We start from the raw sequence: 20771 nt of genomic DNA, 5'->3' as shown, positions 1-20771 counted from the left end.
ACCCGGCACTCTCCTCCGGCGCCTCAAGTGGCCCACGACGCACCGCAGTCGTGGGCCCTCGGGCCCTGACCTGGCGGCGCGACCTCTGGGCGCTGCCGGGAAGCGGCGGCCGGACAGGGGAGTAGAACGGCGCTGTGCGGGAAGACGTCCTGTCGAGTCCCGTGATCGAGGAGGTGGGGGAGATGGCCGCGATCAGGGTGGTCAAACGTCCTTCGGCGCCGCGGCGCCCGCAGCCGCCGTTGGACCTGCGCACTCCCTCGGGGCGCCCGCTGCCGTACTGACCGGGCCTCCCGGGTGCGTCGAGCGTGCCTCCAGGAGGCCGTGCCGTTCTTCAACGACGGCCTCACCGAACGTGGTTGAGGCCCCGTTGCCCGGGCGGTGACCGGGCACGTCCCGGTCGACCATCAGAGTCAGGTCACCGGCTCTCTCCGTAGCCGCCCCCGCCCGGCGTGCGGATCTCCAGGGCGTCGCCGGCCGCGACCTCGGCGCTTCCGCACCCGGGCAGGTCCTCGGCGGTGCCGTCGGCGCGCAGGACGCGGTTGGCGCCGCGGGCGCCCGGGGAGCCGCCGGCCAGGCCGTACGGGGGGACGCGGCGGTGACCGGTGAGCAGGCTGACGGTCATCGGCTCGCGGAAGCGCAGCCGCCGCAGGACGCCGTTGCCGCCGTGGTGGCGCCCGGTGCCGCCGCTGTCCGGACGGACGGCGAACTCCTCGACGAGGACCGGGAGACGCCACTCCAGGACCTCGGGGTCGGTGAGGCGGGAGTTGGTCATGTGGGTCTGGACGGCGTCCGCGCCGTCGTAGCCCGGGCCGGCGCCGGAGCCGGAGGCGATGGTCTCGTAGTACTGGTGCTCCGCGTTGCCGAAGCTCAGGTTGTTCATCGTTCCGGATCCCTCCGCCTGTACGCCGAGCGCGGCGTAGAGCGCGCCGACGATGGCCTGCGAGGTCTCGACGTTGCCCGCGGCGACGGCGGCGGGGTACTGCGGGGCGAGCATCGAACCGGGCGGCACGACGATCCGCAGCGGGCGCAGGCAGCCGTCGTTGAGCGGGATGTCGTCGGAGACGAGCGTGCGGAAGACGTACAGGACGGCGGCGGTGACGACGGCGGAGGGGGCGTTGAGGTTGCTGTCGAGCTGCGCCGAGGTGCCGGTGAAGTCGATGGTGGCGCTGCGGTCCCGGCGGTCCACCCGCACGGAGACGGCGATCACGGCGCCGGAGTCGGTCTCGTAGCGGTAGGAGCCGTCGCTCAGGCCGACGACGGCGCGGCGCACCGCCTGCTCGGCGTTGTCCTGGACGTGCCGCATGTAGGCCTGGACGACGTCGAGGCCGAAGTGCTCGATCATCGCGTTGACCTCGTCGACGCCCTTGCGGTTGGCGGCGATCTGGGCGCGCAGGTCGGCGAGGTTGGTGTCTGGGGCGCGGGACGGGTACGGCGCTTCGGTGAGCAGCCGGACGGTCTCCTCCTCGCGCAGCCGTCCGTCCACCACCAGCGGCCAGTTGTCGAAGAGCACGCCCTCCTCGTGGATCTCGCGGCTGTCGGCGGGCATCGAGCCGGGGGAGGTGCCTCCGATCTCGGCGTGGTGGCCGCGCGAGGCGACGAAGAACAGGAGCTCGTCGCCGTCCGGGTCGAAGACCGGGGTCACCACGGTGATGTCGGGCAGGTGGGTGCCGCCGTGGTAGGGGTCGTTGACGGCGTAGGCGTCGCCCGGGCGCAGCTGCCGGCCACGCCGGCGCAGCACCTCCTTGACGGTGGTGCCCATCGAGCCGAGGTGGACGGGGATGTGGGGGGCGTTGGCGACGAGGTTGCCGTCCGGGTCGAAGAGCGCGCAGGAGAAGTCGAGCCGCTCCTTGATGTTGACCGACTGGGCGGTGGACTCCAGCCGGGCGCCCATCTGCTGGGCGATCGCCATGAAGAGATTGTTGAAGATCTCCAGCAGGACCGGGTCGGCGGTGGTCGGGACGGTCTCCTCGGCGGTGGCTCCGGCCTTCTCGACCAGCAGGTGTCCGGCGGCTGTGACGGTGGCCTTCCAGCCGGTGTCCACCACCGTGGTGGCGTTGGCCTCGGCGATCACCGCGGGGCCGGTGACGGTGTCGTCCGCGCGCATCGACTCGCGTTCCAGCAGCGGGACCCGGTGCCACGTGCCGCCGGTGTACAGCCGGACGGTGACGGGCCCGGCCGCGGTGGCCGCGGGCGAGAGGGTGTCGAGCTCCGGCTGCTCGGTGAGGCCGGTGCCCTCGACCGCGAGGGCCTCGATCACCAGCGGTCGGTCCATCAGGAAGGAGTAGGTGGACCGGTGCCGCTCCTCGAACTCGGCCCGCATGTCGGCCGGTTCGCCCAACGGGACGCCGATCGTGGTGTCGGTGCCCTGGTAGCGCAGCCGGGCCCGATGGGCCACCTCGATCCGTTCCGGCGGGATTCCCTGGTCGAGCAGCTCGCCCGTGGCCGCCTGCGCCAGTTCGTCGGCGAGAGCCCGTACGGCGCCCATCTCCTCTTCCGCCACGGGCCGTTCGACGGCCTGCTCGCGCAGGACGGTGGTGTCGGCCAGGCCGATGCCGAGCGCGGACAGCACCCCGGCCATCGGCGGGACGAGGACGGTGCGGATGCCCAGCGCCTCGGCCACCGGGCAGGCGACCTGGCCGCCCGCGCCGCCGAAGGTGGTCAGGGCGTAGCGGGTGACGTCGTGGCCCTGCTGGACGGAGATCCGCTTGATGGCGTTGGCGATGTTGCCCACCGCGATCCGCAGGAAGCCCTCGGCTGCCTCCTCGACCGAGAGGCCGCCGATCTCCGCGGAGAGCTCGGTGAACCGGCGCCGGGTCGGTTCGGTGTCGAGCGGCTGGTCGCCGTCCGGCCCGAAGACCTGCGGGAAGTGCCGGGCCTGGATGCGGCCGAGCATCAGGTTGGCGTCCGTGACGGTCAGCGGCCCGCCGTTCCGGTAGCAGGCCGGTCCCGGGTCGGCGCCGGCCGAGTCCGGTCCGACGCGCAGACGTTCGCCGTCGAAGCGCAGCACCGAGCCGCCGCCCGCCGCGACGGTGTGGATGGCCAGCATCGGTGCCCGCAGCCGTACCCCGGCGACCTGGGTGGTGACCACCCGCTCGTACTCGCCCGCGAAGTGCGAGACGTCCGTGGAGGTGCCGCCCATGTCGAAGCCGATCACCCGCTCGTGGCCGGCCAGCGCGGACATCCGCACCATGCCGACGATGCCGCCGGCCGGGCCGGAGAGGATGGCGTCCTTGCCCCGGAAGTGCCCGGCCTCGGCGAGCCCGCCGTTGGACTGCATGAACATCAGCCGGACACCGGCGAGCCGGGACGCCACCTGCCGGACGTAGCGGCGCAGCCCGGGGTCGAGGTAGGCGTCCACCACGGCGGTGTCCCCGCGCGGCACCAGCTTCATCAGCGGGCTCGCCTCGCTGGACAGCGACACCTGGTCGAAGCCGAGCCGCTCGGCGAGCCGCCCGATCTCCCGCTCGTGGGCAGGATGCAGGTAGCTGTGCAGGCAGACCACCGCGACCGAGCGGATGCCGTCGCGCAGGCAGCCGCGCAGGTCCTCGGCGAGCCGGCCGAGGCCGGGTGGGCGCAGCACCTCGCCGTCGGCGGTGATCCGCTCGTCCGCCTCGACCACCCGGGTGTACAGCGGCTCGGGCAGCACGATCTCGCGGGCGAAGATCTGCGGCCGGTTCTGGTAGCCGATCCGCAGCGCGTCCGCGAAGCCGCGCGTGACGACCAGGACGGTCGGCTCACCGGTGCGCTCCAGCAGGGCGTTGGTGGCCACCGTGGTGCCCATCCGGACCGAGTCGACGTCCGCTTCGAGGTCCGCGTCGGGCGGCAGCAGGGCCCGGATCCCGGCCACGGCCGGGTCGCGGTAGCGGGCCGGGTCGTGCGAGAGCAGCTTGTGGGTGAGCAGCCGGCCGTCCGGGGCCAGTGCGACCACGTCGGTGAAGGTCCCGCCCCGGTCCACCCAGAACTGCCAGCCCCTGGCTGCCATGACCGGCTCCCTCCGCCGTGCCGCGTGGCGTTCCGTGCGCGAGCAGCCCTGCGCACGAGTATCCGACCGGGCGAAGCGGCTGGGCAAACGGGACATACTGGGCCTGAAGGCCGACCCCGTGGAGGCAGCGATGACGGCCGCGACGGTGGGGGTGCTGCGGGAGACCGTACCCGCCGAGCGCCGGGTGGCCCTGGTGCCGGACCTGGTCCCGGCCGCGGGCCGGCTGGGCGCGACGGTCCTGGTCGAGCCCGGCGCCGGCGCGCCCGCCGGCCACCACGACGCGGACTACCGCGCCGCGGGCGCCGCCGTGAGCGGGCGGGCGGAGCTGCTGCGCCGTGCCGACGTGCTGATCGGCATCCACCCGCCGAACGTCGATCCGGTGCACGAGCTGCGCCCGGGCCAGGTGCTGGCCGCGCTGCTGCGCCCCCAGCGGATCCCGTACCTGGTACGGCAGTGGGCGGACCGGGGCGTGACGGCGATCGGCCTCGACCTGGCGCCCGACCTGCCCGCCGCGTACCCGCTCGACGCCGAGGCCTCCCAGGCCAGGGTGGCGGGGTACCGGGCGGTGCTGCTCGCCGCCGAGCGCCTGGACCGCTGCCTGCCCCCGTGGGGCACCACGGACGGACCGTTCGACCCGGTCCGGGTGCTCGTGGTCGGTGCCGGGCCAGCGGGCCTCCAGGCGATCGACACCGCCCGTCGGTTGGGCGCTCCGGTCCGTGCGGTCGAACCGCGCCACCGCGAACGCGCCGCGGTCGCCGCCCTGGGAGCGGAACTGCTGGACCTGCCCGGGCTGCGCCCGGTGGCGGACGACCGGGAGCTGTGGGAGGCCCTGGACCGGGAGCGCCCGGCCTGGGTGGCGGGGCTGGCCGAGGCCGCCGTGCGGTACGACCTCGTGGTGACGGCCCTCGCCCCGCCGGGCCGGCTGCCGCCGGTCCTGCTGCACGCGGCGACGACGGCGCGGCTGCGCCCCGGCGCGGTGCTGGTGGACCTGGCGGCCGGTCCGGAGGGCGGCAACGTCGAGGGCGCCCTGCCGGGTACCGCGACGCCGGACGGCGACGGAGGCGACGGCGGCGACGGCGGCGGGGCCACGGTGATCGCCGCGGGGGAGCTCGCGGCGCGGGTTCCGGGGACCGCCTCGCGGGCGTACGCCCACAACGTGCTGGCGCTGCTCGACCGTCTGCTGCGGGGCGGGCCGTTCGCGGGGGACCCGGTCCTCGGCCCGATGCTGGTGACCGACCGGGGCGCCGTACGGCACGAACCCACCAGCCGGCTGCTGATGGAGGCGACCGCCGCCGCAGGCCTTCCCTAGCGAGGGATTCGGACGTCGGCGTGCGAGAACAGCACGGCGTGCCGGGCGATCGCCCCGGCCCGGTCGGCGCACTGCTGGTAGCAGCAGGACAGCAGCACGAGGTCGGTGGCGTCCACCGGATCCGTCCGCTGCTCCCGGAGCAGCAGTTCGTACAGCAGCCGCTGGCGCTGTCCGACCTCGTGGAGACCCGTCAGCACGTCCGCGACACCCTCGGGCGCCCCGGACTCCAGGACGTCGGCGGAGCGGGCGACCAGGTCCAGCGCCGCGTCGGCGAGCCCGCGCAGCGGGGCCCGCAGCCGTTCGTCGAGTGGCTCCCGCTCCTGGCGGGCCCAGGCGGCCTCCAGGAGCCGCTGCACCAGCCGTCCGAGGGCCTCCACCTCGCACCCGACGTGGACACCGACGACGACCCCGGCCCGTCCGGCGGGCGGCGCGGCCGCGTCCTCCTCGATCCGGGTCAGCAGTTCCTCCAGAGCCTTCTCCGCGGCCGGGATCCCGTCCCCGCTGTCGGCCGGGTCCGTCAGCACGGCCGTCGCGCCGGCCAGGGCCGTGTCCGCCAGCCGTACCAGGGCGGCCAGCTCGCCGATCAGGGCGCGGTACCCGTGGCCTGCGCCGTCAGACATCGCGGTCACTCCCGTCCTCCGGCCCCTGGACCAGTCTCGCCCCGATCCGGCGCAGTCGCCTCGCCACGGTGGGCCCCGGCCGTGCACGACGGGTGACGGACCGCTCCGGCTTCCGGCGGCGGCGAAGGGCCGTGGCTTCGAACGGGGTCAGACCAGGCGCGCGCCCCAGGCACGGGCGCGGTCGAGTTCGCCGGCGCGCAGCGGTCCGTCGCTGTCCTCCACGATGAAGCCCTCGGGTTCGGCGACCACGTCGTAGTGGTGGCGGGAGAGGCGTTGGGCGATGCCGTCGGCCGCGCCGCCGGCCCGGGGCATGTCGACCCGGGTGTCGAACGCGGCGGCGTAGGTGGCGGAGCCGGTCGTCGGAAGGCCGTGGAACCAGGCCCGCAGGCCCGGGCCCTGGACGGTCTCCCGCGCTTCGGCGGCGGCCTCCTCGCGGCCCTCCTTGTGTCCCCCGGCCGCGGCGGCCATCCGGCGGCTGAGCCCGGAGGACATGCCGTGCATGTGGGTCGGTCCGCCGACCACCAGCAGGTCCGCGGACCGGGTGACGTCCGCATCGGCCTCGGCCACCGGGAGGCAGTCGACGGACGCCCCGGGGTCGGCGTCGTGGACGCCTTCGGCGATCGCCTCGGCGATCTCCCGGGTGTTGCCGTACATGCTCTCGTACACGATCACGGTGTGCATGGTCTCCACCTTTCGTCTCCTCCAGGATCGCCCCGGAACTCCCCTGCGGAGGTGGGCCGTTCGGTCCGGCCCGGGGCGCCGGACGGGCACGTCCACCGGTGCGCCGCGGCCGGGGGCGTCCGGTCCCGCGCCGGGGCGTCACGGGCGACCCGGCCGGAACCGGGCCGGTTCACTGCGGGTGAGCGGGCACCGTCACGATCGGGCAGTGGGCGCGCCGCAGCAGGCCGTGGGGTACGGAACCGAGGCGCATGCCGGTGAAGCCGCCGTTGCCGCGGCGGCCGACGACCACGGCGAGGGCGTGCTCGGCGGCCCGGGCCAGCTCCTCGACCGGGTGGCCGTGCACGAGTTCGTGGGTCACGGTCACGTCGGGGTGGCGTTCGTGGCGGCCCGCGGTGGATTCGAAGAGCATCCGGCGCAGCAGCTGCTCGGTGGCGGGCTCGTCCAGCTTGCCGACCAGTGGGCGCTGCCAGGCCCACAGGACGCGCAGTGCGGCCCGGCGCTCGTCCGCGAACGCGAAGGCGAAGTCGATGGCGGGCTCGGAGGAGGGGCTGCCGTCCACGCCGAGCACGACGTACGGCGGGTCCTGGGTGGTGTGCTCGGGATCGCGGACCACGACGACCGGACAGTGTGCCTGGGCGCTGACCGGAACGATCACCGAGTAGGCGCTCAGCGCCTCCGCGGTCCGGCTCAGCCGTCGGGAGCCGAGGACGACGAGCTCGGCGTGGCGGGACTCCCGGCACAGGGCGGGCGCCGGGACGTCCTCCGCCACGACGGTGGCCACGCTCAGCCCGGGGTGGCGCTCCCGGGCCGTGGCCGCGGCCCGGTCGAGCGCCTGGTCGGCCCGCTCGCGCAGCATCTTGTGGTAGTGGCCCTCGTCGGAGGGCCGGAACTCGCGGTACAGCGACGGGACGGCGTGCACCAGCCGCAGCGGCAGACCCCTGCGGGCGGCCTCGTCGGCGGCCCAGACGGTGGGCATCGAGCCGGTGTCGTGGGCGTCGACGCCGAGCACGACGGGACGGCCGGGGCCGTCGGAACTCGCGGATGTCATGGCGGTCCTCCTTGGTTCGGTGACCCGACGGGTCGGTGACCCGACCGGCCCACGGGTGTCCCGCCGGGACGGCCGCGAGCAGCACCGTGATCAGGGGGTCGCGCAGCTGGGCGGCGACCCGCGCCCACCGCGGCACCCGTCGGTCGGCGGCGGCCTCGTTGCGGCCGTGTCCGGCGAGCAGCCGCGCGGCCTCGGTGCCGGTCGGTCCACGGGGTGGGGGCCGGTGGAGACGGTCACGGGGGCGGCCCGTCAGTCGGCGAAGAGGTGCGGGTTGGGCGGGACGGGTCGCGGGGCCGAGGGATCGTGGCCGAAGTGGTGGATCCGGGCGTCCGGCCCGGGGAAGTACTCGGTGACCCGGTCGTCGTCCGACCAGCGCACGTCGTACGGCGGGCTGCCGTCAGGGTGGTGCAGCCCGACGATCTCGCCGTCCCTGCGGGCCGCACCCGGCCGGGTGCCCTGGACGATGATGCGGTCTCCGACGGCGGCTCTCATGCCGTCCTCCCTGGCTCGGTGCGGGGCCGGGAGGCAAGGCCCCGGCCGTCCGTACTTCCATGGCACCACCGAACGCGGGCTCCGGCAGGGGCCGGACGGCCCCCGGCACCGGGCCCGGCCGGCCCGGCCCGGGACGAGCGACCCGGGGATCGAGGCCCGGAGGGCCCGGGACCGGGGCCGTCCGGCCCTCGGAGGACGGCCGTCGCTTCGGAAGACTGGTCCGTGCGAGCAGAAGCCCGTCCCGGCACCGAGGAGGCGCACCGTGTCCGCCGCAGTCACCACGCACAGGCACATCGCCTCGCACACGTCGCTGCGCGGGCACGTCCGCCGGGCCACCGGCCGGGACCACAACCCCCTCTGCCGTCCGCTCGACCGCGCGTACAGCCGCCTGGTGGCCGGGACGGTCCTGATGGTGCTCGCCGGCTTCGTCCTGGCGGCGGTCGCGGCCGTGCTGACGTACCGCACGGAGGCACAGGACGCGCAGGAGGTCGCCCGCCACCGGCACCTCGTCACCGCCGTCACCACGGGCCCGGCGCAGTCGGACGACCCCCGGGCGGGCAGCGTGGGCGAGCACGCCCCGGCGCGGTGGACGTACCCGGTGGGGCCGGGGGCCGGCTACGTCCCGGTACCGGACGGCACGGTCGCCGGGACGGCCGTCCCGGTCGGGCTGGACGACGCCGGACACCCGGCCAGTGCGCCCAAGTCGAACGAACTGGTCGTCGCCGACGCCGTCCTGGTCGGCCTCGGCGTGCTCCTCGTGAGCGGGTTCGGTACGGAGGGCTGGTTCGCGCTGCGCCGCCGCCGGCTGGACCGTTGGGCCGAGCGGAGCTGGGAGTGCGCCTGGGAGCAGGTGGAGCCGCGCTGGTCCGGGCGCCGCTGAGGTCTCGGACGCCGGTGGGGGCCCCGGCGCTCAGAGGTGGAAGCACCGGCTCTCGCCGGGCCGGATCGTGGCCGCGGTGCCGCGCAGGCGGATGCGGACCGGCTCCTGGCGGTCCCGGTGCAGGCCGACCGTGACGGTGCGGCGGTCGACGGTGACGGTGAGGCCCCAGTGGCCCCGGTAGCGCAGGTCCAGCTCCAGCCGGCCGAGGGCGGAGGGCAGGTGCGGGTCCAGCCAGAGGGCGTCCTCGCGGACCTCCAGGCCGGTGTAGCAGCGTTGCAGCAGGTCCACCGCGCCGGCCATGGCGCCCAGGTGGACGCCCTCGGCCGTGGTGCCGTGCTGGCTGTCCCGGAGGTCGGCCACCAGGGCGTCGCGGAAGTGGTGCCAGGAGGCGCGGCGGTCGCAGCGGGTGAGCACCCAGGCGTGCACCACCGAGCTGAGCGTCGAGCCGTGGACGGTGCGCCGCAGGTAGTAGTCGGTGGTCCGGCGCAGCAGCTCGTGGCCGGCCGGGTGGCCGAGGCGGCGCAGCAGGTCGCGGACCTCCCGGGCGGAGAACAGGAACCAGAGCATCAGCGCGTCGGCCTGTTTGGACGCCTTGAAGCGGTTGACGGTGTCGCCCTCGGCCTCCAGGATCCGGTCGAGCCGGCGCAGGTCCGGGTAGCGGCGCCGGTAGCCCGGCCAGTCGAGTTCGGCGAGGCGTTCGTAGCCGTCGAACTGGCTCAGGACGCCGTCGTGGAACGGGACGTGCAGGTGCCGGCCGACCTCCTGCCAGCGGTCCAGCTCCACGGTGTCGAGCGCCAGGCGCTCGCGCAGCTCGTCGCGGCGGTAGCCGGGCAGGACGTCCAGGGCGTCCTGGGCGCGGGCCAGCACCCAGGACGCCAGCACGTTGGTGTACGCGTTGTCGTCCAGCCCCGGCCGGGTCTCCCAGGGGTAGCCGTCGTGGTACTCGTCGGGGCCCAGCACCCCGCGGATGGACCACCGTCCGCGGGCCGGGTCGTGGACGGCCGTGGAGGACCAGAACCGGGCGATCTCCAGGAGCATCTCGGCGCCGGCGGTGGCGAGGAAGTCCCGGTCCCCGGTGGATTGGTAGTACTGCCAGATGTTGTACGCGACGGCCGAGCCGACGTGCCGCTGGAGGTGGCTGTGGTCGGGCAGCCAGCGGCCGGACAGCGGGTTCAGGTGCAGCTGCTGGGACTCCTCGCGGCCGTCCTGGGCGCTCTGCCACGGGTAGGCCGCACCGTGCAGTCCGAGCGCCCGGGCCTGGCGGCGGGCGGCGTCCAGGCGACGGTGGCGGTAGCGGAGCACGGCGCGGGCCAGTTCCGGGAAACGGAGGTTGAGCAGCCGCAGGACGAACAGCTCGTCCCAGAAGACGTGCCCCCGGTAGGCCTCCCCGTGCAGCCCCCGGGCCGGGATGCCGACATCCAGGTCGACGGAGTGCTCGGAGTGGCTCTGGAGCAGGTGGAACAGGTTCAGGTGCAGCGGGCCGACCCCGTCGAACTCGGCCTCGATCCGGCAACGGCGCCACAACTCCGCCCAGCGCAGGGCGTGTTCGGCGAGCAGCCGGTCGAAGTCCCCGGCCTCGGCGGCGAGCAGCCGGGAGGCGAGCAGCGGGGTCTCGACCGCCCGGTCGCGGGACGTGTGCACGGCGACGGTCTTCGTCACCGTGACGGGCCGGCCCGCCGCGGCCTCCAGGGTGAGGAGGCGGGCCACCCAGCCCTCGCGGCACTCGGTCCTCGCCGTGTGCTCCCGGTCGGTGCCGGTGCGGGCGCAGAGCGCGATCCGCAGGGGCGAGTTGGCCGCGTCGGCTTCGAGCCGGAGCAGTCCGGTCTCGTCCGCCCCCTGACCGGCCGGGACGAGGTGGCGCTCGGCCAGTCCGCGGTAGCGGGCGACCCCGGTGTTGGCGACGCGGCCGTCCAGCCCGGAGCGGACCTCCAGCGGGCCGGACCAGTTCTCCGGGGTGAAGGTGCTCTCCAGCGCCAGCAGGTGCGGCCGGGCCTGGCTGGCGAGCCGGCGCTGCACCAGCCGGGTCCGCCGTCCCTGCCCGTCGACCACGAGGGCGGTGCGGGTCAGCAGCCCCCGGCGCAGGTCCAGTTCCAGCGTCTGCTCGGCGGGCGGTCCGGAGAACCACGTGCCGCCGGCCGGGCGGAAGGTCAGTGGCAGCCAGTTCGGGCAGTTGACCAGGTCCTCGTTGGTGACCGCGCGCCCCGCGACCGTCGACTCCGCCCGGTCGTAGCAGCCGGCCAGGTACGTCCCCGGGTAGTGCACCCCGTCGGCGACCGACTCCGGCGCGGCTCCCCGGCTGACCAGGTACCCGTTGCCCACCGCGCACAGCACCTCCCGCAGTCCTTCCTCGGCCGGGTCGAAGCCCTGGTAGCGGAGGGTCCACGGGTCGGGCATGTCGGGATACCCCGCGGGTGGGTCTGCTGCCACGACGTGACCTCCGTGCCGAGCGGTCTGCCTCCAGTCTGCGCACGGCGGCGCCGGGCCGCCTCACCGAGGTCCGCAGGGCCGCTGCGGGTCGTCCGCCCGGCCGCCACGGCGCCGTCCGCCGGACCGGGCGGGGCCGGTCGGCCCTTCCATCGGCCAGGGCGGGCACGGAGGCTGGAGACGGAGACAGGAGGTGCGCCATGCCGACCGCCCGCCCGCCGCTCGCCACCGCCGAGGCCCTGCTCGCCGACGGCACGACCATGCAGCTCCGGCCCCTCGGGCCGGACGACCACCGCGCGGTGCTCGACCTGCACGCCGCCGGGATGTCCGAGGAGAGCCGTCGGATGCGGTTCTTCGGGCTCAGCCGCAACGCGCCGCAGCAGGCCGCCGACCGGCTGTGCGGTCCGCCGCGCACCGGATTGCTGGCGCTCGGCGCGTGGGCGGGGGAGGAACTGATCGGCGAGGCGGACTGCGAGCTGCTGGACGAGCCGCCGGAAACGGCCGAGCTGGCCCTCTCGGTGGCCGACCACTGGCACCGCCGGGGCGTCGCCACCCTGCTGCTGGAACACCTCGTGCACGCCGGCCGGGCCGCCGGCCTCCGGTTCTTCGAAGCCGACACCCTGGGCGGTAACCACGCCGTCCACCAGGTGTTCGCCGACCTCGGCCTGCCCGTCGAGCGCCGCTACGCCCAGGGCGAGGTCAGGGTCCGGGTGCCACTGGACGAGGGTGACGAGCGCTACCGCTCGGCGGTGGACGAACGCGGGCGGCGCGCCGACGTGGCCAGCCTCGCCGCACTGCTGCGCCCGGCCTCGGTCGCGGTGGTCGGGGCGTCCCGGCGGTCGGGCTCGGTCGGGCGGACCGTCCTCGGGAAGATCCGGCGGGGAGGCTTCGCGGGCGCGGTCTGGGCGGTCAATCCCCATGCCCGGGAGATCGACGGCCGGCCCGCCTACCCGTCCGTCCGCGCGCTGCCCGGCGTGCCGGACCTCGCCGTGCTGGCCGTGCCCGCCGGCGCCGTCCCCGCAGTGGCCGAGGAGTGCGGCGCCGCCGGCGTGCGGGCGCTGGTGGTGCTCACCTCCGGGCTCGGCGCACAGGAGGCCGGTGGGCTGATGCGGGCCTGCCGCCGGCACAGCATGCGCGTGGTCGGGCCGAACAGCCTCGGCATGGCCCAGACCGATCCGGCCGTCCGGCTGGACGCCGAGTTCGGCGGCGCCTTCCCCCGGCCCGGCACCGCCGGGGTGGCGGTACAGAGCGGCGGCGTGGGGATCGCGCTGCTGTCGCGGCTGGCCTGGCTGGGCATCGGGGTGTCGAGCTTCGTCTCGCTCGGCGACAAGTACGACGTCAGCGGCAACGACCTGCTCCAGTGGTGGGAGGCGGACGGCCGGACCGACCTCGCGCTGCTCCATCTGGAGTCCTTCGGCAACCCGCGGGCCTTCGCCCGCACCGCACGCCGGGTGACCAGGAACATCCCGGTGCTCACCGTCGACGCCGGCCGCTCGACGGCCGGCCGCCGGGGCGCCGCCTCGCACACCGCGGCCGCCGCCACCCCCACCGTCACCCGGGAGGCGCTGTTCCGGCAGGCGGGCATCACGGCTACCCGCAGCATCGACGAACTCGTCGAGGCCGCCGCCCTGTTGCACGCCCAGCCGCTGCCCGGCCCGCGAGGCGCGGTCGCCGTGATGTCCAACGCCGGCGGCATCGGCATCCTCGCCGCGGACGCCTGCGCCGAGGCCGGACTGGAACTGCCGGAACTCCCGGCGGAGCTCGGCAAGCTGCTGCCGCCCGGCGCGTCCGTCCGCAACCCGGTGGACACCACGGCAGCGGCGGGGGCCACCGAACTCACCTTCTTCCTCCGGGCGTTGGAACGCGAGGAGGCCGTGGATGCGATCCTGGTGTGCCTGGTGCCGACGGCGCTGGGAGCCACTTCCGCCCAGGACCCGGTGCGGGCCCTCCTGGAGGGGCCGGCCCGGCGCCGCGTGCCGATCGCCGCCGTGCTGCTCGACCAGCAGGTGCCCGTGCGCTACCGCACCTGCGCGGATGGCGGCGTGCTGCCCGCCTACTCCGACACCCTCGCCGCCGCCCGCGCCCTCGGCCACGCCCGGGACCGCGCCCGCCGACTCGCCGAGGCCCCCTCCGCCCCCGCCGGCGCGCCGGACTGCGACCGCCGCACCGCGCGCAGCCTGATCGACGGCCACCTCACCGCCCACCCCGACGGCGGCTGGCTCGACCCGCTGTCCACCGCCGACCTGCTGGAGGCCTACGGGCTGCCGCTGACCACCTCGGTGTGGGCCCGCGACGAGCACATGGCGTCCGTCGCCGCCGGCGGGCTGCGCCTCCTCGGGCACGAGCAGAAGGTGGCGCTGAAGGCCTACTGGCCCGGGCAGGTGCACAAGAGCGTGCTGGGCGCCGTCCGCACGGGCCTCGGCACCGAGGCCGAAGTGCGCTCCGCCTACCGTGAGTTCACGGAGAGGTTCGGTGCCGAGCTGGCCGGCGCGGTGGTCCAGCCGATGGCGGCGCCGGGCGTCGAGCTGCTCGCGGGCGTCGTCCAGGACCGGGTCTTCGGGCCGCTCGTGGTGGTCGGGGCGGGCGGCACCGCCGCCGACGTGCTGGCCGACCGGTCGGCCCGGCTCGCCCCGCTGAGCGAGCGCGATCTGACCACCATGATCGCCGAACTCCGCAGCGCACCACTGCTGTTGGGTAATGGTGGCGCGCCTGCCGTGGACCTCGCGGCGCTCCGGTCCGTACTGGCCCGGCTCTCCTGTCTGGCGGACGACTTCGCGGAGCTCGCCGAAGCCGAACTCAACCCCGTCATCCTCCGCCCCGACGGCGCGCTGTGCGTGGACGCCCGGGTACGGCTCGAACGCCGGCCGTCCTTCGACCCGTACCTGCGGCGGCTGCGCCGCCCAGCGGCCGCCGAAGGGGAGTGAGCCCCGTGAACCACAGCATCCTCGACGGCACGGCGGCCGACACCTTCCCGTCGTCCGGCCCCGTGCCGCCGGCCGCCGGCCCGACCCGGGCCGGCGACTGCATGAGCCACCCCGGCATCGCCGTCACCTCCGGCACCGACTTCGCCACCGTCACGGCCGTGCTGAGCGCCTCCCGACGCGGCATCGTGCCCGTGGTCTCCCCGGACGCCACCGTCATCGGGGTCGTCACCGCCTCCGACCTCCTCACCGCCTACGCGGAGGAGGACCCGCAGCAGGAACTGCTCGCCCGGGACCTGATGGCCGCCCCGGCGGTCACCGTCACCGAGGAGACGCCCCTCTCCGAGGCCCTCGCCCTGCTGACCCGCGAGGGACTGCAGCACCTGCCCGTGGTGGACGCCGAAGGCCGCCTCGTCGGCCTGCTCACCTCGCACGACCTGCTCGACGCCCTGCGCCGCGAGGACGAGGCCATTCGTTCCGAGGCCCTCGCCCTCGCCCTGACCCCCGGCAGCGGCGTCGTCCCCGGCTCGCTCCACGTCCGCTGCGAACGCGGCCTGGTCTCGGTCACCGGCCGCACCCGCACCCGTGGTGACGCCGCCGCCCTCTGCCTCCGACTCGCCCACCTCGACGGCCTCACCGGCCTGACCGACCACCTCACCTGGGACCTCGACGACACCGGGCCGGTGCCGGCTGCCTGAGGTCACCGGACCAGGACCGGCTCGCCCGAGCGGGGGACCACGGCCGTCCAGCCGAGTTCACGGTCGATCCGGTCGCGCAGGGCCTGCGAGCCCTCGGGCCCGCCGTGGACGAGGTGGACCGCGCTCGGCGGCGGGGCCGGGCGCAGTGCGGGCTTCCTCCGATCGTCCTGCCGGAAGGCCGCGCCGTCCTGGGCCGGACCGGCCCGCCGACGGGGACCGACCGGCCCTGTCCGGTGGGCGGCGGCGGGCGGACAGTGAAGGCGGGACCACCGCAGGAGGAGTGAGGACCATGCAGCACCGCAGCGTCAACGACGTGATGACCCACGAGGTCGTCACCGCCCGGCCGGACACGCCGTTCAAGGAGGTCGCGGCGCTGTTCCACCGCAACGACATCACCGCGATCCCGGTGATCGACGACCAGGGCCGGCCGCTCGGCATGGTGTCCGAGGCCGACCTGATCCGCAAGGAGGCCGTCCTGCCGGACCCGGAGGGGCGCTACCCGGGCCGCCGGCTGGACGCGAAGGACCGCGCCCGCGCCGAGGCGGAGACCGCCGGCGGGCTGATGACCAGCCCGGCCGTCACCGCCCGTCCCGGCTGGTCGGTCCCCGAGGCCGCCCGCGCCATGGACAAGCACAAGGTCAAGCGCCTGCCGGTGGTCGACGAGGTCGGCCGCCTGGTCGGCATCGTCAGCCGTCGGGACCTGTTGCAGGTCTTCCTGCGGCACGACGCGGCGATCCGGGACGAGATCAGCCACGACGTGCTGGGCCAGACCCTCTGGCTGGCCCCCGGAGCCGTCCGGATCGCGGTGGACAACGGCGTGGTCACGCTGAACGGACGCCTGCCGCGCCGCAGCCTCATCCCGATCGCCGAGCAGCTCTGCCGGGCCGTGGACGGCGTGGTCGCCGTCCACGCCACCCTCGACTGGACCGAGGACGACACCGACCAGCCGCTGGAACACCCCCGCGCCTGCCGCGCCGCATCGTAGGAGGCTGCCATGCCCCGTACACCGAGTGTCGTCGCCGACGTCATGACCCATGCGGTGGTGGCCGTCGGCCGCGACGCTGACTTCCGCGAGGTCGCCGAGACCCTCCAGCGCTGGCAGGTGAGCGCCGTCCCCGTGCTGACCGGCGACGGCCGGGTGATCGGGGTGGTCTCCGAGGCCGATCTGCTCACCGCCCGGGACCGCGACGGGGTGCGCGCCGAGGCCCTGACCGCCGGGCGGATGATGTCCGTCCCGGCGGTCACCGTGCACCCCGGCAGCCCGCTCAACGAGGCCGCCAGGGCGATGGCACGCGGCCACCTCAAACGGCTCCCGGTGGTCGACGGGGAGGACTACCTGGTCGGCATCGTCAGCCGGGGCGACCTGCTGAAGGTCTACCTCGACGACGACCGCGAACTGGCCGACCGGGTCCGCTTCGAGCTGGTCGCCACCCTCGGCCCGGGCGCCGCGGTGGACACCGACGTCCGCGCCGAGAACGGCCGGATCACCCTGACCGGCGGCCTGCCGGACACCGTCTCCGCGGCGATCCTGGAACGGCTGGTGCGCTCCGTGCCCGGCGTGGTCGGCGTCGAGCTCCGGCTCGCCGCACCGGCCTGACCGGAGGGGCGCACATGCTCGTGCTCCGCGGTGCCTGGTGCCTGGTGCCTGGTGCCCGGTCGCCGCGATGCCGCGCGGCTGACGTGCTGCACGGGGAGGGGCGGTCGCGGAGAATCGGTGGTGTCAACGCCCCGCGCGCCCCAGGGAGCAGGCCATGGACACGCCCCAGCCCGTACGGGTGTTCCTGCTGGACGACCACGAGGTGGTCCGCCGGGGCGTCCGCGACCTCCTGGAGGCCGAACCCGGCATCGAGGTCGTCGGCGAGGCGGGCAGCTGCGCGCAGGCGCTCGCCCGGGTGCCCGCGCTGCGTCCGGACGTCGCGGTGCTCGACGTACGGCTCCCGGACGGTGACGGGGTGACCGTCTGCCGGGAACTGCGCGACCGGATGCCCGGGTTGGCCTGCCTGATGCTGACCTCCTTCGACGACGACGACGCCCTGCTCGACGCGATCATGGCCGGTGCGGCCGGTTACGTCCTCAAACAGGTCAAGGGCGCCGAACTGGTCGGCGCGGTCCGCACGGTGGCGTCCGGCCAGTCGATGCTCGATCCGGCCACCACCCGCAAGCTGATGGAGAGCCTGCGCCACCACGAGGAGAGCGAGCCCGGCGATGCGCTCGCCGGGCTCACCCCGCGCGAGCGGGAGATCCTCGCCCTGGTGGGGGAGGGCAGGACGAACCGCCAGATCGGCCAGGAGCTCTACCTCGCCGAGAAGACCGTGAAGAACCACGTGTCGCGCCTGCTCGCCAAACTGGGCGTCGAACGCCGCCTCCAGGCCGCCGTCATCGCCGCCCACGCCGACCCCGAGCAGCACCACCAGCGCCCGCGCTGAGCCCCGACGGGGGCCGGGCGGGCCCGCAGAAGGAGCCGAACGGCCCAAGCGGCACACCGCGCCCAGGCCGCACGGTGGAGGTGATCCACCCTCCCGTCACGGCCCGAGGAGGCGGCGATGCTGTACTGGAACGACGGGGGCATGAACGGCTGGGGCATCGGTCCGATGACCGTGAGCACACTGCTGCTCTGGGCACTGGTGGTCCTCGGTGTGATCGCTCTGGTCCGCTACCTCAGTCGGACGGCCCCGCACGGCCCGGCCGCGCCGCCGGTCCCGCCGGTCACCGCGCCGCCGATGCTGCCCACCCCGGAGCAGCTGCTCGCCGAGCGCCTCGCCCGTGGCGAGATCGAGCCCGACGAGTACCGCGCCCGACTGGCCACCCTGCGCGGCGCCGGTGGCCCGGCCGACTCCGGCTGACGACGAACCCCGGGAGGCGGCCATGTCCACCCTCGCCCTCGACGCCCCCACGCTGGAGAAGCTCGTCTCCGCGGCGGTCGCGGCACCCTCGATCCACAACAGCCAGCCCTGGCGCTTCCGGCTCCGGACGGACACCTCGACCCTGGAGGTCCGGGCCGACCGCAGCCGGGCCGTGCCGGCCGCCGACCCCCAGGGGCAGGCCCTGCACATCTCCGTCGGCGCGGCCGTCCTCAACCTGAGGGTCGCGGCCCGCCACCTCGGCTGGGCGCCCGACGTCCGCCTGCTGCCCGACCCGGCCGAGCCCGACCTGTTCGCCGCGGTCCGGCTCGACACCCCGGCCTCCGCGCCGGCCCCCGGCGCGGAGAAGCTCTACGAGGCGATCTGGCGTCGGCACTCCATCCGCACGCCGTTCACCGCCGTGCCGGTCCCGCCGGCCGTCCTCGACGAACTGACCGACGCCGCCCGCGCGGAGGACGCCGCGCTCTACCTGCCCGACCGCACGGAGACCGCCCGGCTGCTCCACCTCACCGCCGAGGCCGAGCGCCGAAACACCACCGACGAGGCCCAGCGCACCGAGAGCCGCAGCTGGATCCGCACCGGCGACGCACTGCCGTACGGCATCCCGGCCCGCGCGCTCGGCCCCCAGGACCTGGCAGGCCACCTGCCGATGCGCGACTTCTCCGCCATCCGAGCGGCCGAGCACCGGGCGCCGGCCCTCTTCGAGCGCGAGCCCCGCATCGCCGTCCTCACCACCGACCACGACACCCCCGAGGACTGGCTGCGCGCCGGCCTCGCGCTGGAACACGTCCTGCTCGCCGCCACCGTCCACGGCGTCCGCGCCTCCCTGCTGCACCAGGCCATGGAGTGGCCCTACCTGCGCTGGGAGGCACGCGACCCGCACCAGCGCCCCGGCCACGTCCAGATGCTGATCCGCCTCGGCTACGGCCCCGAGGGCGCCCGGACGCCCCGCCTGGCACCCGGCGAGGTACTGGACGACGGCTGACGTCCTACTCCAGGGGCACCCGCCAGACCAGCTCGGTGCCGCCCTCGGGGCGCCTGCGCGCGGTGAAGGTGCCGCCCAGGGCAGCGGCCCGGTCGGCGAGGTTGGCGAGTCCGCTGCGGCGGCCGCCCCCGGGGAGGCCGACCCCGTCGTCGGTGACGGTGAGGGTCAGGTCGGTGCCGGCGGTGACGGTGGCCGTGACCGCGTGGGCCTTGGCGTGGCGGGCGGCGTTGGACAGGGATTCCTCCAGGACGGCGACCGCCGCGTCCGCGACTTCGGCGGGCACCGTGACGTCCAGCAGCCCGGTCATCCGCAGGGCCGGGGCGAAGCCGAGTGCGCGGGCGGCCCGTTCGACCACCCCGACGATCCGGGCGCGCAGGCCGCCCGCCGCCGGGCCCCGCTCGCGCAGGCGCAGGCCGAAGATGGTGGCGCGGATGGTCCTGGCAGTCTCGTCCAGGTCGTCGATCGCCCGCAGGACGCGGTCCGTCGCCTCGGGGTGCTCGATGAAACGGGTGGCTCCCTGGAGGGTCATGCCAGTGGCGAAGAGCCGCTGGATGGCCAGGTCGTGCAGGTCACGGGCGATCCGGTCGCGCTCCCGCAGCAGCGCGACCTGCTCGGAGTCGCGGCGGCGCTCGGCGAGTTCCATCGCCACCGCCGCCTGACCCGCGAAGCCGAGCAGAGGACCGGACCCGTCCTCCTCGAACAGCGGTGCACCGGCCGCCCGGGCCAGCAGCAGCACGCCCCGGATGCCGCGCTCGGCGGTGCCGACGGGCACCGCGACCGCCGGGCCGAGACCCCTCCAGCGCGGCGGCCCCGCCGTGACCCGGGGGTCCTTCCGGACGTCGGGGCTCACCACGAGCCCGCCGGTGCGGAAGGCCGCGCCCATGAACGAGCCCTCGACCGGCAGTACCAGGCCGCGGTGCTCCTCCTCGCCGAGGCCGACCGCGATCCGCACCTCCAGCTCGCCCGTCCCCGGCAGTGGCACGGCGACGACGGCGAGGTCCGCGCCGGCGATCCCGGTCGCCCGGGCCACCAGCAGGTCCAGCACCTCCTGCTCGCCGCTGCCGGACAGCAGGCTGCTGGTCACCTCGGCGCTCGCCTCCAGCCAGCGCTGCCGCTGGCGGGCCCGCGCGTAGAGGCGGGCGTTGTCGATCGCCACCCCGGCGGCCACGGCGAGGGTGGCGAGCACCGACTCGTCCTCGGCGTCGAAGTCGCCTCCGCCGCGTTTCTCGGTCAGGTAGAGGTTGCCGAACACCTTGTCCCGGATCCGGATCGGCACCCCCAGGAAGCTGCGCATCGGGGGATGGCCGGCCGGGAAGCCGTAGGAGGCCGGGTGGTCGGAGATCCGGCCGAGCCGCAGCGGTTCGGGGTGGCGGATCAGTTCGCCGAGGATGCCGTGCCCGGAGGGCAGGTCGCCGATCAGCTTGACCTGCTCGTCCGTGACACCGACCGGGATGAACTGGGACAGCCGCTGGTCCTCTCCGATCACGCCGAGCGCGCCGTACTCGGCGTCCACCAGGGTGACCGCGGCCTCCACGATGTGCTGGAGCGCCTGGGTCAGTTCCAGGTCGCGGCCGACCGCCAGCACCGCCTCCAGCAGGCTGTGCACCCGGTCCCGGGTGCCGCGGGCGGCGTCCAGCCGGGCCTGGAGCTCCGCCAGGAGTTCGTCCAGCCGCAGGCCGGGCACGGGGGCGGAACTCTCCGATGCGCTGCCCAAGGGTCCTCCCTGGCTCGCCCCCGATGCCCACTGACCAGCGTAGGCGCGCAGGCCACCACCCGGCGGCCGCAAGGGGGTCCATCGGCCCACCGGGAGCACCCCAGCGGCCCCCTGGCGACGGGCGCGTCCGGGGAGAACGCTGGAGGTGCGGGCGGA

The 20771-nt window shown here is 75.4% G+C and carries 16 protein-coding genes and 1 pseudogene; 9 read left to right on the top strand and 8 right to left on the bottom strand.

What is annotated here, in order from left to right; all coding sequences use genetic code 11:
* Positions 1 to 415: 415 nt before the first annotated feature.
* Positions 416 to 3982, bottom strand: a complete 3567-nt coding sequence (locus AB0O11_RS19715; protein WP_363388315.1) for a hydantoinase B/oxoprolinase family protein — start codon at positions 3980 to 3982, stop codon at positions 416 to 418.
* Between AB0O11_RS19715 and AB0O11_RS19710 the strand changes: the two genes are divergently transcribed.
* The gene (locus AB0O11_RS19710) at positions 3981 to 5291 is read left to right on the top strand and encodes an NAD(P) transhydrogenase subunit alpha (protein WP_363388312.1); all 1311 of its coding nucleotides are present in this window, start codon (positions 3981 to 3983) and stop codon (positions 5289 to 5291) included. The genes AB0O11_RS19715 and AB0O11_RS19710 overlap by 2 nt on opposite strands.
* Here AB0O11_RS19710 and AB0O11_RS19705 read toward each other — a convergent pair.
* From AB0O11_RS19705 to AB0O11_RS19685, 5 genes and pseudogenes are all read right to left on the bottom strand, one after another.
* Positions 5288 to 5911 (bottom strand): hypothetical protein, encoded by a 624-nt coding sequence (locus tag AB0O11_RS19705; RefSeq protein ID WP_363388309.1) that lies wholly within the window; start codon positions 5909 to 5911, stop codon positions 5288 to 5290. The two genes, AB0O11_RS19710 and AB0O11_RS19705, sit on opposite strands and share 4 nt — an antisense overlap.
* A gap of 147 nt (positions 5912 to 6058) precedes the next feature.
* Complete coding sequence (locus AB0O11_RS19700; protein WP_363388307.1) at positions 6059 to 6592, bottom strand: flavodoxin domain-containing protein; 534 nt, start codon at positions 6590 to 6592, stop codon at positions 6059 to 6061.
* 169 nt (positions 6593 to 6761) lie between these two features.
* Complete coding sequence (locus tag AB0O11_RS19695; RefSeq protein WP_363388304.1) at positions 6762 to 7640, bottom strand: universal stress protein; 879 nt, start codon at positions 7638 to 7640, stop codon at positions 6762 to 6764.
* A gap of 82 nt (positions 7641 to 7722) precedes the next feature.
* A pseudogene (locus AB0O11_RS19690) lies at positions 7723 to 7893 on the bottom strand (cation-transporting P-type ATPase); the annotation flags it as partial.
* Positions 7890 to 8132, bottom strand: a complete 243-nt coding sequence (locus AB0O11_RS19685) for a DUF1918 domain-containing protein (protein WP_363388301.1) — start codon at positions 8130 to 8132, stop codon at positions 7890 to 7892. The pseudogene AB0O11_RS19690 and the gene AB0O11_RS19685, both read right to left, overlap by 4 nt.
* A 262-nt stretch (positions 8133 to 8394) precedes the next feature.
* Between AB0O11_RS19685 and AB0O11_RS19680 the strand changes: the two genes are divergently transcribed.
* The gene (locus tag AB0O11_RS19680; RefSeq protein WP_363388298.1) at positions 8395 to 9012 is read left to right on the top strand and encodes a hypothetical protein; all 618 of its coding nucleotides are present in this window, start codon (positions 8395 to 8397) and stop codon (positions 9010 to 9012) included.
* Between the two features lie 30 nt (positions 9013 to 9042).
* On the opposite strand, the gene AB0O11_RS19675 is transcribed toward AB0O11_RS19680, so the two are convergent.
* Positions 9043 to 11406 (bottom strand): glycosyl hydrolase family 65 protein, encoded by a 2364-nt coding sequence (locus tag AB0O11_RS19675; RefSeq protein WP_363388296.1) that lies wholly within the window; start codon positions 11404 to 11406, stop codon positions 9043 to 9045.
* A 230-nt stretch (positions 11407 to 11636) separates the two neighbouring features.
* Here AB0O11_RS19675 and AB0O11_RS19670 point away from each other — a divergent pair, with 230 nt between their 5' ends.
* The 7 genes from AB0O11_RS19670 to AB0O11_RS19640 all read left to right on the top strand — a co-directional run bounded on the left by AB0O11_RS19670 (position 11637) and on the right by AB0O11_RS19640 (position 18901).
* Entirely contained in the window at positions 11637 to 14360 is a 2724-nt protein-coding gene (locus AB0O11_RS19670) for a bifunctional GNAT family N-acetyltransferase/acetate--CoA ligase family protein (protein ID WP_363388293.1), read from the top strand.
* Positions 14361 to 14365: 5 nt separating this feature from the next.
* On the top strand, positions 14366 to 15055 hold the full coding sequence (locus tag AB0O11_RS19665) for a CBS domain-containing protein (protein ID WP_363388290.1): 690 nt from the start codon (positions 14366 to 14368) through the stop codon (positions 15053 to 15055).
* A gap of 289 nt (positions 15056 to 15344) precedes the next feature.
* Positions 15345 to 16040 (top strand): CBS domain-containing protein, encoded by a 696-nt coding sequence (locus AB0O11_RS19660; RefSeq protein WP_363388287.1) that lies wholly within the window; start codon positions 15345 to 15347, stop codon positions 16038 to 16040.
* 9 nt (positions 16041 to 16049) lie between these two features.
* The gene (locus AB0O11_RS19655) at positions 16050 to 16652 is read left to right on the top strand and encodes a CBS domain-containing protein (protein ID WP_363388285.1); all 603 of its coding nucleotides are present in this window, start codon (positions 16050 to 16052) and stop codon (positions 16650 to 16652) included.
* A gap of 154 nt (positions 16653 to 16806) precedes the next feature.
* Positions 16807 to 17481: a response regulator transcription factor gene (locus AB0O11_RS19650; protein ID WP_363388283.1), complete on the top strand. Its 675-nt coding sequence runs from the start codon at positions 16807 to 16809 to the stop codon at positions 17479 to 17481.
* A gap of 117 nt (positions 17482 to 17598) precedes the next feature.
* Positions 17599 to 17898, top strand: coding sequence for an SHOCT domain-containing protein (locus AB0O11_RS19645; protein ID WP_363388281.1), 300 nt, complete (start codon positions 17599 to 17601; stop codon positions 17896 to 17898).
* Positions 17899 to 17920: 22 nt separating this feature from the next.
* Positions 17921 to 18901: a nitroreductase family protein gene (locus AB0O11_RS19640; RefSeq protein WP_363388279.1), complete on the top strand. Its 981-nt coding sequence runs from the start codon at positions 17921 to 17923 to the stop codon at positions 18899 to 18901.
* A gap of 4 nt (positions 18902 to 18905) precedes the next feature.
* On the opposite strand, the gene AB0O11_RS19635 is transcribed toward AB0O11_RS19640, so the two are convergent.
* On the bottom strand, positions 18906 to 20615 hold the full coding sequence (locus tag AB0O11_RS19635; protein WP_363388278.1) for a GAF domain-containing protein: 1710 nt from the start codon (positions 20613 to 20615) through the stop codon (positions 18906 to 18908).
* Positions 20616 to 20771: the final 156 nt, after the last annotated feature.

The sequence above is a fragment of the Kitasatospora sp. NPDC093102 genome (assembly GCF_040683915.1).
Classification (GTDB): Bacteria; Actinomycetota; Actinomycetes; order Streptomycetales; family Streptomycetaceae; genus Kitasatospora.
The sequence above is the reverse complement of the archived record's forward strand: the minus strand, read 5'-3'. Positions and strand labels throughout refer to the sequence as shown.